Consider the following 13,837-nt stretch of genomic DNA (forward strand, 5'->3'; position numbering starts at 1 on the left):
ATGGCTGGTCGACGGCCTCGTCGTCCTGTCATGCCTGAGTGTTCTGGGTTCCCATCTTGCCCGGCAGCACTGGTTTTTTGACGCCGTCGCACAATTCCTGCTGCCCTCGATCTGGATGCTGGTGGCCGCGCCGGTCCTGCTGGTCGCTTTCATGCTGTGGCCGCGCATCAGCCTGAAGCATGGCGGGTTCATACCACTCGCCCTGGCCGGTCTCATCTCGGGCGCGCCGATCCTGCATGACCCCGTCATCCCGGTCCCGGACGGCGCGGTGAAGCTGAAGGTCTACCAGCACAATATCTATGTCGAGAACATCGTCTTCGAGCGCATCGTGAACAAGGTCGAGCGCGAGGATCCGGACATCATCGCCCTCGTCGAGGCCCGTGACGACACGCTGGCGCCTTGGGAAGCCCGGCTGCAGGAGCGCTGGCCTTACATGGCGAAGGCACAGACGCGGCGCTACAGCTGGGCCCGGCTTCGCTTGTTCTCTAAATACCCGATCAAGGACTACCAGGTCCGCAAGCGCGACTACGAGCCGGCAACGCTGCATGCCCGCGTGGAAACGCCAAATGGCGAGATCACCGTCGTCGTTGCCCACTTCACGCGTCCCTGGCCCTTCAAGGAGCCGGAGGCACAGATGCGCCACTACCGGGCGCTCAGGACAATGCTTGATGGCATCGACGGCCCGCTGGTTGTCCTGGGTGACTTCAACTCGGTGCCCTGGGGCCGGATCGGCCGGCGCATGCAGGATGATCTCGGCTTCCACCTGGCCAATGAGCGCTGGGCCGGCACCTGGCCGGGCCGGGTGAACATAGACGACATGATGGATACGCCGGGCCTTGCCCGCTTCCTGACCATCCCGATCGACCTTGCCTTCTGCCGGGGCGGCCTTGTCTGCAACAACCACCGCGTCGGCGAAAATCTGGGCTCGGACCATCGCCTGACCCAGTTCGACATCTGGGTCCCCGAGCCGGGCGCGCTGACGCTCGATGACGGCCACGGAGAAGATGGCGCCAGCTCGCTTGCGCCCTGCCGCGGTGCATGCGAGACTCCGCCCAAGCGACCCCGTGTAAACTGATCAAGGAATGCCTTCATGAAAGCTCTGTACGCGATGGCAGCAGCTGCCTGCCTGCCGCTCGCCGCGCAGGCCGGACCGGTCACACCCAGCGATGTGGAAGCGGTGCTCGAAGCCTATGGCGCCGAGATCGCCAGTTCGACCGGCGTTGGCCAGGATGCCCATGTGATCAATGCCCGGCTGAACGACCGCTCCATGTATGTGCGCCTTGATGAGTGCGACCAGTTCGATGAGTGCGGTATCGTCGTGATGTTTACCGCCTTCGAGATCGACGGCGACATCGACGAAGAAACGCTGCTCAAGACGAACCGCTACAATGACAGCTTTCCCATCGGACGGGCCTTCGTGTTCCCGGCCGAGGACGGCGACGGCAATCTTGTCGGCATCGACTATGTCATCGACGTGTCCGGTGAGTCGGTTATCGATGGCGGCGACGTCCAGCGCTTCGAGCAGGCCGTGAACACCTATGTGAAGCACTGGGTGAACGACTGACAGCCGGGCGGAAGACCGACTGATGCGTGACGTTCCTGACCTGGATACATTCCAGTACATGGCGGAAGAAGCCTATGCCGGCCTGCCCGAGTCCTTCCGGCAGGCCGCCGGCCGGATCGTGATCCACGTTCAGGACTTTGCCGACCGCGACGTGCTGAGGGATCTCGGCATCTCAAATCCGATGCACCTGACAGGCCTCTACCAGGGCATTCCGCTGATCCATGACAGCGTGACGTTTCCAAGCCCCGAATCGGCGCGCATCTTCCTTTATCGGCGCCCCCTCCTGGCGGAGCTGCAGACACGTCCGGACGTGACCCTCAGCGAGCTGATCGAGCACGTCGTGATCCACGAACTTGGCCATCATTTCGGCTGGTCGGACGAGGAAATGCACGAGCTACTGGACGACGCCGGACACGATCATTGAGGCAAATCCAGCGCCCTGCCTTGCCCTTTGCGAGTTTCGGTCGATAGATTTGCAAAAACCGAGGGTGAGGGAGGAGACTCAACAATGAAGGCATTCGCCGATCAGGACGCGACGGCCCTGGCCGATCTGGTCCGCAAGAAGGAAGTCACGCCGGGCGAACTGCTCGACGCTGCCCTTGAAAGCGCCCACGCGGCGCAAGAACCGCTCAACTGTTTCTCGCAAATCTTCGAGGACCATGCGCGCGAGCAGATCGCGGCCGGGCTTCCCGATGGGCCATTTGCCGGGGTGCCCTTCGCGACCAAGGATCTTGGCGTCCGCCTCAACGGGCTGCCGCTGACCAGCGGCTCGCGCGCCTTCAAGGACACCGTCGCCGATTTCGATTCCACGCTGACCCAGCGCTACAAGGCCGCCGGTCTCGTCATTTTCGCCCAGACGACAAGTCCGGAATTCGGACTGACCACATCCACCGAAAGCGCGCTTAATGGCAAGACGCGCAACCCCTGGAATACCGAGCGCACCTCGGGCGGCTCATCGGGCGGGGCGTCCGCCACGGTCGCGTCCGGCGTCCTGCCCATGGCGCATGCAAGCGATGGCGGCGGCTCGATCCGCATTCCGGCGGCCTGTACCGGGCTGGTCGGCCTGAAGCCCTCGCGCGGACGTGTTCCCATGGGTCCACCACTCAGCGAGAACTGGTTCGGCCTGTCGACCAATCACTGCGTCTCCCGCAGCGTGCGCGACAGCGCCGCCCTGCTCGATGCGACTCACGGGCAGGAACGGGGCGGTCGCTATATCGCCCCGCCGTCGGGCACCAGCTATCTCACCGCCGCCCAGCGTGATCCGAGACCGCTGCGCATCGCGCTCTGGCGAACCGCACCCAACGGAATCACCCCGGACAAGGAAGCCACCGCCGGCCTCGACGCCACGGCGAAACTGCTGGAATCGCTCGGCCATACGGTCGAGGAAGCCGGCCCGACCCTCAACGGCGAAGCGCTCGGCAAGGGCATGATGATGATTGTCTCATCCGCCATGGCGGCGATTGCCGACGAGCGCGAGCAGGCCTTCGGGCGCAAGATTGGCCCGGATGATTTCGAGCCGGTCTCCCTGCGATTCATCGAGTTCGGACGGACCATCCCGATGGCCGAACTTGTCCGCACCAACAATGCCTTCCTGCAGGCGGCCTTCGAGTTCGAGACCTTCATGGACCATGGCAATTACGATCTGGTCCTCGCCCCGACCCTGTCGCGCCCGCCCGTCGAGCTCGGCGTGCTCAGTCTCGATCCGGAGGACATGGATGCCTATGGCGAAGCCGTGACGAGCTTTGCGCCCTGGTGCCCGGTGTTCAACCAGACGGGCTGGCCGGCCATCTCGCTGCCGCTTCACCAGACCGCAGACAATCTGCCGCTTGGCATGATGTTCGGCGCCCGTCTCGGCCGTGAGGACCTGCTCTATTCGATCGCAGGCCAGATCGAGCGCGCCACGCCATGGATTGGCCGCCGGCCGCCGGTCTGGTTCGACTGAGTTCATGAACGATACGCTGACCACCCATGCTGGCGGTTGCCATTGCGGCGGCGTGCGCTTCGAGGTCGACCTGCCGGGTCATGTCGAGGTTGAGGACTGCAATTGCACGATCTGCGCGATGAGCGGCAATGACCACATCATCGTCCCGGCCAGCCGCTTCCGGCTGCTGCGGGGCGAAGACCTGCTGACAGAATACCGGTTCAACACAGGCACGGCCCGCCATCTCTTCTGCCGGGTCTGCGGGATCAAGAGCTTCTACGTCCCGCGCTCCAATCCGGACGGTTACGGCATCACCTGGCGCTGCCTCGATGACTGGCAGGCGATGGATGCGAAGATCACCAGATTCGACGGGCAGAACTGGGAAGCCAACGCCGCGCGCCTGGCCCACAAGTCCCGTGGATAGGGTCAGACTCTAGTCCGGCTGGTCATCCAGCGGCGGCGGCGGACCGTTATGGTGTCCTCGCGGACCATGGCCCTCTTCGCCGAACCGTCCGTGCCAGGCGCGGCGCCGGGCCTCCATCCTGTCCATCCACGCGACGAGCTCGGCGCGCTGATCCGGCGACAGGGTCGCCAGTTCTTCGGACAGGACCGCATGGAAGGAGCGTGTCAGCTGCTCATCGGCTGCTCGTATATCCTCAAACGCCTGCTGGAGGGCCGCGGGGTCGAACGGGTCAGCACCAAGGGCATCCTTCAATTGCTGGCGCGCACGATGCTTCTCCCGCATATAGGGCGCCGCCTCGCGCAGCCCTTTTCGGAAAGCCGCCCGCATGTCCTGCCGGGCCCCGTCGGGGAGAACCGATTCGAGCGCGCGCGCGATGACGGCATCCTCGCCGCCGCCGCGCGGCCCGCGTTCAGCTGGCGTGCTGCTGCCACGCCCGACCGTGTTGCCGATCCAGAGACCGACCAACAGCGCATTGGCGATGAGCGAGATCACCAGCACGATGCCAAGGGCCGAAAGCGCTCGCTGCTGGCTCATCCGCTGACCTCCTCGACATAGGCATCGAAGCCGCCATAGCCGAGCGCGCCATAGACAAGGTCCTCGCTTACCGTCTGATAGCCATCATCGGCAGTGGCGGGCGCCGTGAACACGCCGGCTGTCAATCCCATTACAAGCGCAGCCGCTGTCGCGCCGGCAGGCCAGCGCAGCCCATTGGGAAACAGGATATCCCCCAGACGGCCAGCCCAGCTGGCGCCCGGTCTCGCCGCTTGCGGCGCTTCGGCCAGGATACGCGCGGCCAGTCCCGCAGGGGCGTCGGGGATATCGGTCGCCGCGAAGGCGAGATCCAGCGCGCGAGCCTCTTCCAGTGCCGCGGCAAACCGGTCGGTATGTGCGGCGAGGTGCGCCTCAGCAGCTGCCCGCTCTTCCTCCGGCCAGGCCGTCGGATCGGCGCCAAAGGCCGCAATCAGCGCATGGAGGCGGTCATCTGTCATCATCATTACATACTTGCTCCGCTTTCTCCGGCCAGCTCAAGCCTCAGTTTCCGTCTCGCCCGGGCCAGCAGGCTCTCCAGCGCCTCAACGCTGACTCCCATGGTGTCAGCCGCTTCGATATTGCCCATCCCTTCGAACGCACAAAGCGTCAGGGCTTCTCTCTGACGTTCCGGCAGGGCATCGACCAGCGCCGCGATCCGGGCTCTCGCCTGTTTCTGCGTCAGCGCCTGTTCGGGCCGCAGGGCCAGGTCGGTCTGCTCGGGCAGTTCGTCCATCAGGATCGGCTTTTTCTTCTTCAGCCGGTCACGGCAGAGATTGATCGCCACCGTGCAGGCCCAGGTCGAGAATTTTGCCCGGTCTTCCCAGTCCGGCAGCATCTTCCAGGCCCTGAGGAAGGTTTCCTGCGTCACGTCCTCGGCCTCCTGCCGGTCACGAAGCATGCGAAAGGCCACACGCCAGACGACCGGCATGTGACGATTGACGAGGGCCGACTGTGCCATCCGGTCTCCAGCCGCCGCCCGTGCGATCTCATCTCGTTCGCTGATCGCTGACACCCTGTCAGACTAGCGTGGCCGGCGCAGGTTGCGAGGGAGGAAATTCGCAAACGCTGCTCCGGCCGCCGCCAGATCAAGTTATCGAGGGCCAGGGCCACCACCGCGGCGCGGGCAATCGCCCATAGCACCATCGCATCGCCGGTCCCGCATCGCCTGCATCTCCTCGGCGGTGATCACACCATCGCCATCGGCGTCCATGCGGTCGAACATCGGCGCACCGCGCGCTTCGAATTCATCGGCGCTGATGACGCCGTTTCCATCGGCGTCAGCCTTGTCGAACATGCGCTGGCGCATGGTTTCCATTCGGCGTGCCTTCTCGGCTGCACGGAAGGCCTGCATCTCGGCCATGCTCAGCCCGCCGTCACCATTGGTGTCGGCCTCGGCAAAGCGAGCCGCCTTGGCCGCCTCTGCTTCTTCCTTCGTGATCTGGCCGTCACCATTGGTATCGAGCCGTTCCATCATGTTTGCCATGCCGCCATGATGCGGCTGGGCCGCAGCAAGGCCAGCTGCACCGACGGTCGCCGTGCCAGCCATCAATGCGATAATTGCAAGTGTCTTCATGTCTCTGGTCTTCCTCTTTTCGTGCCCCGCAGGGTGAAACGAGGAAGCCTCAGGAGTCCGTCGCGAGTGTCCCGATCTTTTTGCATCTTAGATCTGAGATCTGCTTGCGGACAGACCTGTAACGGCTCTCGACCTCACTGAAACTCTCGCACCCCGCAGCGAGGGCAAGGCGGGCTTTCAGGCCCTCGGAAAACTGGTCCGCCGTCAACTCAGCCCCGACGGCGAGACGCTGGATCTGTTGAATGGACTGAAGGAAGGAGAAGCTCGACGTGATCGTCTTCACCTCATCTGTCGTCAGCCGCCCTGCCTCTCCGAGCGCTTCTGCAGCATCGATCACCGTCGGCAGGACACAATCGGCCCTACGGCACAGCAGCATCTCCTGCTGCAGGATAAACTCCAGATCGACCAGGCCGCCATCGGCGAGCTTCAGGTCCCACTCACCGCGCGGCGGGCGCTCTTTCCAGAGGCGGCGGCGCATGTCGAGGATATCCGCGCGCCGTTCATCATCGGGCTTGCCATTCACGATGGCATCATGGGCGACTTCGAGCGCCCGCTCGCCGAGCGCGTCATGCCCCGCCACAGGGCGAAGGCGCGTCAGGGCCATCAGCTCCCACGTCCAGGCATCATGATGCTGGTAGCGGTCGAAGGCCCGAAGCGACGTGGCGACGGGGCCTGCCCGGCCTGAAGGCCGAAGCCGCATGTCGACTTCGTAGAGGCTTCCCTCAGCGGTTTCGGCTGAAATCGCGGTAATCAGGCGCTGGGCGAATTTGGTGAACCAGTGGCCGGCCTCGCTGGCGGCATCGCCATCATCCTCGAAGATGATGATGAGATCGAGATCGGACCCGGCTGTGAGCTCGCGTCCGCCAAGCTTGCCCAGCGCACCGATCATCCAGTTGCCGGGCTGCGGGCCATAGCGCCGGGCGGTCTCGATCGCGGCAGCCTCGGACATCAGCTCGACGCAATGGTCGGCCAGGTCACTCCAGGCAAGCGCAGCCTGCTGGGCCGGCAGGCGCGAATGCAGCAATCGGTGACCGATCAGGAAGGCGCGCTCATTCTGCCAGCGGCGAACCTCGTCCATCTGGCTCTCGAAATCGGCCCCGCGCGACAGGGCGGGCGGATATTCCTGACCGCTCGGCGTGACAAGCGCTTCAAGCAGACCAGGCTGGCGCGCCAGGGTCTGCGACAGGCGCGGCGCGATGGCGAGCGTGGTCACCAGGTCTTCCAGAAGGCTTGTCTCATTGGCCAGCATGGACAGGGTCTGGATGCCGGACCGAAGGCCCTCGAAGAAACGGGTGAACCGCGTGAAGGCCATGTCCGGCTCACCGGTCCGGCTCATCGCCGTCAACAGCTCGGGCAACAGAGCCGTCAGCAGGCCGCGCCCCCGGGCGGTGCGCGTCGCCGGGGTCTTGCCGCGGTGCCAGTTGGATATGGTCGCAATGATACGCGAGGGATCGGAGAAACCGTAGGCCTTCAGCGTCTCCACGGTTCCGGGATCGTCATCGACGCCGGTAAAGACGAGGTTGCCCTGCACGGCATTCTCATGCTTGCGCTCTTCCTCGGCAAAGAGGTCACGGTAGTGGCTGTGTACTGTCTTCCGGACCTCGGCGACAGCGCGGTCGAAGGCCGCCAAATCATCATGGCCGCAGAGTTTCGCGACGCGCAGGCGCGTATCCTCATCAGATGGCAGGCGGTGAGTCTGCTGGTCCTCCAGCATCTGAATGCGGTGCTCGATATTGCGCAGCACCTCATAAGCCTCGGTCAGCTCCTTGCCGACGGACGCATCGACAGCATCGGCGGCGACGAGCGCATCAAGGCTTTTCAGCGTCTTGCGGTGGCGCAGGAAGCTGTTGCGCCCGCCCATGATGATCTGCTGGGTCTGGACGAAGAACTCGATCTCACGGATGCCGCCCGGGCCGAGCTTCAGGTCCGGCGATGTGTCCGCAAGATCGCTGGCGCTGGTCCGCGAATTGATCATCCGCTTGATGGCCTGCACATCCGCAATCGCCCAGTAATCCATGTGGCGGCGCCAGACGAAGGGCTCCAGCATGCCGATGAAGCGCTCGGCCGCCCGGATATCGCCCGCGCAGGCGCGCGCCTTGATCCAGACCATGCGTTCCCAGTTCTGGCCGACGCTTTCATAGTAGATTTCAGCCATCTGCGTGGACACGGCCGGCGGTGTCGATCCGGGATCGGGACGCAGGCGCAGGTCGGTACGGAAAACATAGCCATCGCCGGTATCTTCCTCGAGGATCCGCATCGCATCGCGCACCACCTTGCTCGCGAGATCACCGGCCTCGATGCTGCCCTCGCAGAACACGGCCGGATCAAAGAAGACCGCCATGTCGATATCGGAGGAGTAGTTCAGCTCGAAAGCGCCCATCTTGCCGAGCGCAATCACGAAGATGCCATCCTGCGTCAGCGAACGCTGGCGAAGCGCAATCGTCAGCGCCGACTGGACGGCTGCGTCGGCAAAACCCGTCAGGTGCCCGGTCAGGTCGTGGACCGGCAGGGACCGGGACAGGTCCATCGCGGCAACAGCCATGTGGTTGGCGAGCTTGGCCTGGCGAAGCGCCGTCATCGCTTCCTCGCGATCCTCCAGAGCAGCGGCATCCTTCGCCTGTTTCAGCGCATGCGCGGCAAGCTCGGTGGCGCCTTCCCGTTGCAGCAGGGAATAGGCTTGGGGCGCTCGCCGGACGAGCCTGGCAAGGTAGGGGGCAAGGTGGGTTCCGGCCTCAAAGGCGTCGCGGCCTGTCTCGGCCAGGGGTCTTATATCCAGCATCGAGACTGTCTTACTTGTCTCGCGGCAAGGTTAAAACCGCTTTCAGGCCTTTTGGCTCAGGCGGGCCTTGTGTCCACAGGAGATCGAGATGTCCCTTGTGGAGATCGGCAACGGCATCGGCCAGCGCAAGCCCCAGCCCGGACCCCGACTGGGTGCGTGCGGAATCAAGCCGGAAGAAGCGCTCCTTGGCCTTGTCGCGCATGTGTTCCGGAATGCCGGGCCCGTCGTCTGACACGGTAATCACGACCGAATCCGACGTCCTACGCGCCATGAACCGGATCGTGCCGCCTTCCGGCGTATATTTCATCGCATTGTCGAGCAGGTTCGAAACGGCCTGGGCGATCAGCTCGCGATCCCCGAGTACGATGATTGGCTGGGAAATGTCGCTCTGGAAGGTCAGCCCGGCATCCTCGCAGGCCGGCTCATAGAGTTCGGCGAGTTCCTCCAGGACATCATGCAGGTCGATCTTGACCATCCGCCCTTCCGAGCCAGCATCGAGGCGCGACAGCCGCAGGATCGCATTGAAGGTCAGCAGCACGCGGTCGACTTCTTCCACCGTGCTGGCCAGTGTCTCGCGTGCCGACTCCTGGTCCATGGGGCTCAGCAAGGCCTCTTCCAGCCGGTTCCGGAGCCGCGAAAGCGGTGAACGCAGGTCGTGTGCAATCGCATCCCCGGAGTGCCGGCTCGCCGCCATCAGGCGCTCAAGTTTCTCCAGCATGGTGTTGAGGTGCGTCGCCAGCCGGTCGAACTCGTCGCCGGAACCTTGCACGGGGGCGCGGATGGAGAGGTTGCCCGCGACAATTTCCTCGGTCGTGCGCGTCAGCTGCTCGGCGCGGCGGGCGGCGTATCGCGAAATGAAGATGCCGCCGACCAGGGCCAGCAACACCCCGATGGGTGCTGCCGTGGTGACGGCGGATGTAATTCGTCGGACAATCCGGCCGCGCTCCCCGGTTTCGATGGCGACCAGCAGGACATTGCCATTCGCCAGCCGGACAATCCGGCCCTCAGCTTCGGTGACGACGGTCTCGCCATTGCCGCGCGGCATTTCGATGGAGAGACTGACCATGCGGACTTCGCCGACTGGTTCAGGCGGTGAGACGGGCAGGTAGGGAAAGTCCCCGATAATGCGCTCACCGTCCGGGGTCTCCAGCTGGTAACGAAAAGGGGCGCCCGGTACGAGCGCCCTCTCGATGACAGATTGTTCCAGCCGTTCAAGTCCACCGGCATTGTAGGCCAGGCCCAGGGCCCGCATTTCCGCGTCGAGACGCTCGTCTGCTTCGGCTCGCAATGATCCGACCGTCGCCTGGTACAGGTAGGCAAGCAGCAGGAATGAGAACAGTCCGAAAAGGACTGAGTAGACGAGCGCCAGCCGGAAGGTGGAAGTCCGGACAAACGCGAAGGGGCCAGATTTCATGCCTGTAGGCAGTAACCCGCGCCGCGCACCGTTTGAAGGAGGGCTTCATCAAAATCTTTGTCGATTTTTGCGCGCAGGCGGGAAATGTGCACGTCGATGACGTTGGTCTGGGGGTCAAAATGATAATCCCAGACCTTTTCAAGCAACATGGTGCGGGTGACGACCTGTCCAGCATGCCGCATCAGAAATTCCAGGAGGCGGAATTCACGCGGCTGCAGGTCGATCTTCTGGCCCTGGCGCCAGACCTTCCGGGCCAGCAGGTCCATCTCGAGATCGCCAACCTTCAGCTTGGTGACAGGCGGCTCTTCCTTGGACTGTCGCCGGCCGAGTGCCTCGACGCGTGCGGCGAGTTCAGCCGGCGCGAAAGGCTTTGCCAGGTAGTCGTCAGCGCCCACTTTCAGGCCTTCGACGCGATTGTCGACGTCCGACAGGGCGGAGAGGAAAAGGGCCGGGGTCTGCCCGCCCCCGTTCCTGTATTCCTCGACGAGCTTCAGCCCGTCTTTCTCCGGCAGCATCCGGTCGACGACCAGGGCATCGAATTCCCGGTCGCGGGCCATGGCAAGCCCATTGGCTCCGTCATAGGCCGTTTCAACATCGTGACCGGCTTCCGACAGAACCTTGTTGATGAATGTCGCATGCTCGCGATCATCCTCGATTACCAAGACCCGCATCATGGGCACTCCTCTACTCTCAGTCTTCCGACGAACTGGTGATCTCGGGCGTAACGAACTGGGTCCGCTGGCCGTTCCGCACGGCGAGCAGGATCTTGTCGCGGCCCTTCGCCTTGGCTTCGTCGATTGCCTTTTCGAGGTCCTTCACGGACTTCAGCGGAATGTAGGAGGCCGACAGGATCGCCATGCCCGGACGCAGGCCCGCCTCGTAGAGAGGGCTGTCATTGTCGATATCGCCGATGATCAGGCCGGCTTCGTCCTCGTCGAGGCCGAGGGCCTGACGCGCCGTGGAATCGAGCGGCCGCAGGCTGACGCCCAGCGGACCTTCTTCAGCGTCACCGCCCGACGAGCCTGAGCTGTCGCGGCTCGACGGCACAAGAGCGTTCGGATCGACCGGGCGCTCACCCACCGTGACACTGATCTTCTGGCGCTTGCCGTCCCGAAGGACGGTGAACTCATTCTTCGACCCGGCCAGCAGCTTGCCGACCATACGCGTCACGGACGTTGCATCGGTGGTGTCCCGGCCATTGACCGAGAGGATAACGTCGCCGCGCTTCAGGCCAGCCTTGCGGGCCGGGCTCTCGTCATTGACGTCGGCGATGATGGCGCCGCGCACTTCTGCGAGGCCCTGGGCTTCTGCCATATCGTCCGTCACATCCTGGATCGTGACGCCGAGCCAGCCGCGCGACACCTTGCCGTCCTTGATCAGGGCGCTGGTGACCTCGACAGCGAGTTCGGCCGGAATGGCAAACCCGATGCCGACCGAGCCGCCAGTGGGTGAGAAGATCGCCGTATTCACGCCGACAACTCGGCCATGCAGGTCGAAGGTCGGGCCACCGGAATTACCCCGGTTGATGGCCGCATCGATCTGGAGAAAGTCGGTATAGGGGCTGTCGCCGCCAAGCTCGCGCCCATCAGCCGAAAGGATGCCGGCCGTTGCCGTGCCGCCAAGACCGAACGGGTTGCCAAGCGCAACGACCCAGTCACCTCGGCGCAGTTCCGCGTCGGTTTCGAACTCGACATAAGGATACTTGCCCGGCTCCGTCACCTTGATGACGGCGAGGTCGGTTTGCGGATCGGTCCCGACGAGCGTGGCTTCAAGCTCGCGGCCATCCTCCAGCACAACCTCGATTTCGGTCGCGTCCTGGACGACGTGATTATTTGTGACGATGTAGCCCTGGTCGGAAATGAAGAAGCCCGAACCGAGCGAGCGCGCTTCACGGGTGCGAGGCTGGCTGTCTTCACCCTCTTCCTGCTCGCGCTCCTGCATGTAGTCGTCAAAGCCGGGCAGGCCACGGAAGCGGTCGAAGAACTGCTCCATATTGCCCATGCCGGACACTTCCTGCTCGGAGACAACGTTCACGCTGACGACGGCGGGGCTGACTCTCTCGACGAGGTCCGCAAAACTGAGCGGAGCGCCCTGCGGCGCCTCAATAGTGATCGGTTGCTTCGCGTCAGCCTGCTGAAAACTCTGCGGGACGTAGACGAGAGCGCCCGTCAGACCGGCACCGGCAACAGCCGCGGCCAGAGCCTGCTTAGAAATACCAAACCACTTCATCTTGATCACTCACCTCCTGATCGTGTGTCGTCCCATCGATAGTGGGGGCGATGCTAGGACAGCGCCAGACCATTCCTGAATTAAAGATCATTTAGACATGAGTAAGGCAGTCAGGCGTTTTCATTGGATTTTTTGCCAGACGACAGGCTGATCTGCGTCCGGACTTCCAGCTCACCCTCCAGGGTCCGGTGGACCGGGCACCGGTTCGCGATCTCCTTCAGCCGGGCGACCTGTTCCTCGTCAAGCGCGCCTTCGACCTCGATGTCGCGGGTAAAGACATCGATCTTGTCCTTCGGCCCGCAGGTCTTGCAGTCCTCGCGGTGGCTCTTCTCATGATTGAGCCGCACAGTGACGCGTTCGAGCGGCCACTTCTTGTGCGCGGCATACATGCGAAGGGTCATGGAGGTGCACGCACCAAGCCCCGTCGTCACCCATTCATAGGGGTCGGGACCGGTATCCGAGCCGCCGACATCTTCCGGTTCGTCGGCAAGATACCGCCGCCCATTGATGAAGACCTCGTTCTGGTATGGCCCGGCCTCGCCGGTTTCACGAACGATCACGTCATGGGTCTGGTCAATCAGGTCGCCGTCATCGGCGGGACCGTCGATATACCGGTTGGCCCAGGCAGCAATGACGCTGGCGGCAAAGGCCGCGTCAGCCGGATTGGAGAGGAAGTGATCGGCATCATCCAGACTGACAAAGCTCTTGGGATGCCGCGCTGCCATGAACAGGCCGGTCGCGTTGTCGATCCCGACCACATTGTCAGTCGGCGCATGCAGGAAGAGCAGCGGGAGCCGCAGCGAACGCAGCGCATTGGTCACATGCGAGGCGCGGACATCCTCCACGAATTGCCGCGTGATCGTGAAGGGCCGGTTGCCGAGCGAGACTTCCGCCTGGCCTTTTGCCTCGATGTCGGCAAGGCTGTCAGCGAAATTGTGGATCACATGCTCGGCATCGGACGGCGCATTGATGGTCGCGGCCGCCTTGATCGACTCGATCTGCGATGCCGCAACGATGACGGCCGCACCGCCAAGCGAATGGCCGACGAGCAGGCTCGGTGCGCAGCCCTTGGACGCCATCCAGCCGGCAGCGGCGACAAGGTCAGCAACATTGCTGGAGAAGTTGGTCGTCTCGAAGTCGCCATCGGATTCGCCGAGCCCGGTGAAATCGAAACGCAGAACGCCGATTCCCCGCTCGGCAAGCCCCTTGGAAACGCGAAGCGCGGCGCGCGACTGCTTCGAACAGGTAAAGCAATGCGCGAAGATGGCCCAGCCGCGCACATCGCCGACAGGGTGGTCTATCCGCCCAACCAGCGTCTGTCCGTCTGCGCCCTCGAAGCGAACCGTTTCCGAATGCATGGCGT

The 13,837-nt window shown here is 63.7% G+C and carries 14 protein-coding genes; 5 read left to right on the forward strand and 9 right to left on the reverse strand.

From position 1 onward, the window contains the following. Positions 1 to 121: 121 nt before the first annotated feature. From D1223_RS13915 to D1223_RS13935, 5 genes are all read left to right on the forward strand, one after another. Positions 122 to 1,075 carry an endonuclease/exonuclease/phosphatase family protein gene (locus D1223_RS13915; RefSeq protein ID WP_158588492.1) on the forward strand — a complete coding sequence of 318 codons (954 nt, stop codon included), beginning with the start codon at positions 122 to 124 and terminating at the stop codon, positions 1,073 to 1,075. A gap of 15 nt (positions 1,076 to 1,090) precedes the next feature. Beyond that, complete coding sequence (locus D1223_RS13920) at positions 1,091 to 1,564, forward strand: YbjN domain-containing protein (RefSeq protein WP_119377011.1); 474 nt, start codon at positions 1,091 to 1,093, stop codon at positions 1,562 to 1,564. A gap of 22 nt (positions 1,565 to 1,586) precedes the next feature. Beyond that, the gene (locus tag D1223_RS13925; protein ID WP_119377012.1) at positions 1,587 to 1,988 is read left to right on the forward strand and encodes a metallopeptidase family protein; all 402 of its coding nucleotides are present in this window, start codon (positions 1,587 to 1,589) and stop codon (positions 1,986 to 1,988) included. 84 nt (positions 1,989 to 2,072) lie between these two features. Beyond that, complete coding sequence (locus D1223_RS13930; protein WP_119377013.1) at positions 2,073 to 3,506, forward strand: amidase; 1,434 nt, start codon at positions 2,073 to 2,075, stop codon at positions 3,504 to 3,506. A 4-nt stretch (positions 3,507 to 3,510) separates the two neighbouring features. Continuing rightward, the gene (locus D1223_RS13935; RefSeq protein ID WP_119377153.1) at positions 3,511 to 3,909 is read left to right on the forward strand and encodes a GFA family protein; all 399 of its coding nucleotides are present in this window, start codon (positions 3,511 to 3,513) and stop codon (positions 3,907 to 3,909) included. Positions 3,910 to 3,918: 9 nt separating this feature from the next. Here the strand turns inward: D1223_RS13935 and D1223_RS13940 are convergent, their stop codons facing one another. The 9 genes from D1223_RS13940 to D1223_RS13980 all read right to left on the reverse strand — a co-directional run bounded on the left by D1223_RS13940 (position 3,919) and on the right by D1223_RS13980 (position 13,832). Next, entirely contained in the window at positions 3,919 to 4,482 is a 564-nt protein-coding gene (locus D1223_RS13940) for a periplasmic heavy metal sensor (RefSeq protein ID WP_119377014.1), read from the reverse strand. Continuing rightward, on the reverse strand, positions 4,479 to 4,943 hold the full coding sequence (locus tag D1223_RS13945; RefSeq protein WP_119377015.1) for a hypothetical protein: 465 nt from the start codon (positions 4,941 to 4,943) through the stop codon (positions 4,479 to 4,481). The genes D1223_RS13940 and D1223_RS13945 overlap by 4 nt, the downstream gene beginning before the upstream one ends. Beyond that, positions 4,943 to 5,437 carry a sigma-70 family RNA polymerase sigma factor gene (locus tag D1223_RS13950; RefSeq protein ID WP_233353170.1) on the reverse strand — a complete coding sequence of 165 codons (495 nt, stop codon included), beginning with the start codon at positions 5,435 to 5,437 and terminating at the stop codon, positions 4,943 to 4,945. Before D1223_RS13950 ends, D1223_RS13945 begins: the two co-directional genes overlap by 1 nt. Before the next feature lie 132 nt (positions 5,438 to 5,569). Continuing rightward, positions 5,570 to 6,052, reverse strand: coding sequence for an EF-hand domain-containing protein (locus D1223_RS13955; RefSeq protein WP_233353171.1), 483 nt, complete (start codon positions 6,050 to 6,052; stop codon positions 5,570 to 5,572). A gap of 49 nt (positions 6,053 to 6,101) precedes the next feature. After that, on the reverse strand, positions 6,102 to 8,831 hold the full coding sequence (locus D1223_RS13960) for a bifunctional [glutamine synthetase] adenylyltransferase/[glutamine synthetase]-adenylyl-L-tyrosine phosphorylase (protein WP_119377017.1): 2,730 nt from the start codon (positions 8,829 to 8,831) through the stop codon (positions 6,102 to 6,104). A 10-nt stretch (positions 8,832 to 8,841) separates the two neighbouring features. Beyond that, positions 8,842 to 10,245, reverse strand: coding sequence for a sensor histidine kinase (locus tag D1223_RS13965; RefSeq protein WP_119377018.1), 1,404 nt, complete (start codon positions 10,243 to 10,245; stop codon positions 8,842 to 8,844). Next, positions 10,242 to 10,916 (reverse strand): response regulator transcription factor, encoded by a 675-nt coding sequence (locus tag D1223_RS13970; RefSeq protein WP_119377155.1) that lies wholly within the window; start codon positions 10,914 to 10,916, stop codon positions 10,242 to 10,244. Before D1223_RS13970 ends, D1223_RS13965 begins: the two co-directional genes overlap by 4 nt. 19 nt (positions 10,917 to 10,935) lie before the next feature. Further along, positions 10,936 to 12,474, reverse strand: a complete 1,539-nt coding sequence (locus tag D1223_RS13975; protein ID WP_119377156.1) for a Do family serine endopeptidase — start codon at positions 12,472 to 12,474, stop codon at positions 10,936 to 10,938. A gap of 110 nt (positions 12,475 to 12,584) precedes the next feature. Then, the gene (locus D1223_RS13980; RefSeq protein WP_119377019.1) at positions 12,585 to 13,832 is read right to left on the reverse strand and encodes a bifunctional alpha/beta hydrolase/OsmC family protein; all 1,248 of its coding nucleotides are present in this window, start codon (positions 13,830 to 13,832) and stop codon (positions 12,585 to 12,587) included. Between the last annotated feature and the right edge of the window lie 5 nt (positions 13,833 to 13,837).

It is taken from the genome of Henriciella mobilis, from assembly GCF_003576285.1.
Classification (GTDB): Bacteria; Pseudomonadota; Alphaproteobacteria; order Caulobacterales; family Hyphomonadaceae; genus Henriciella; species Henriciella mobilis.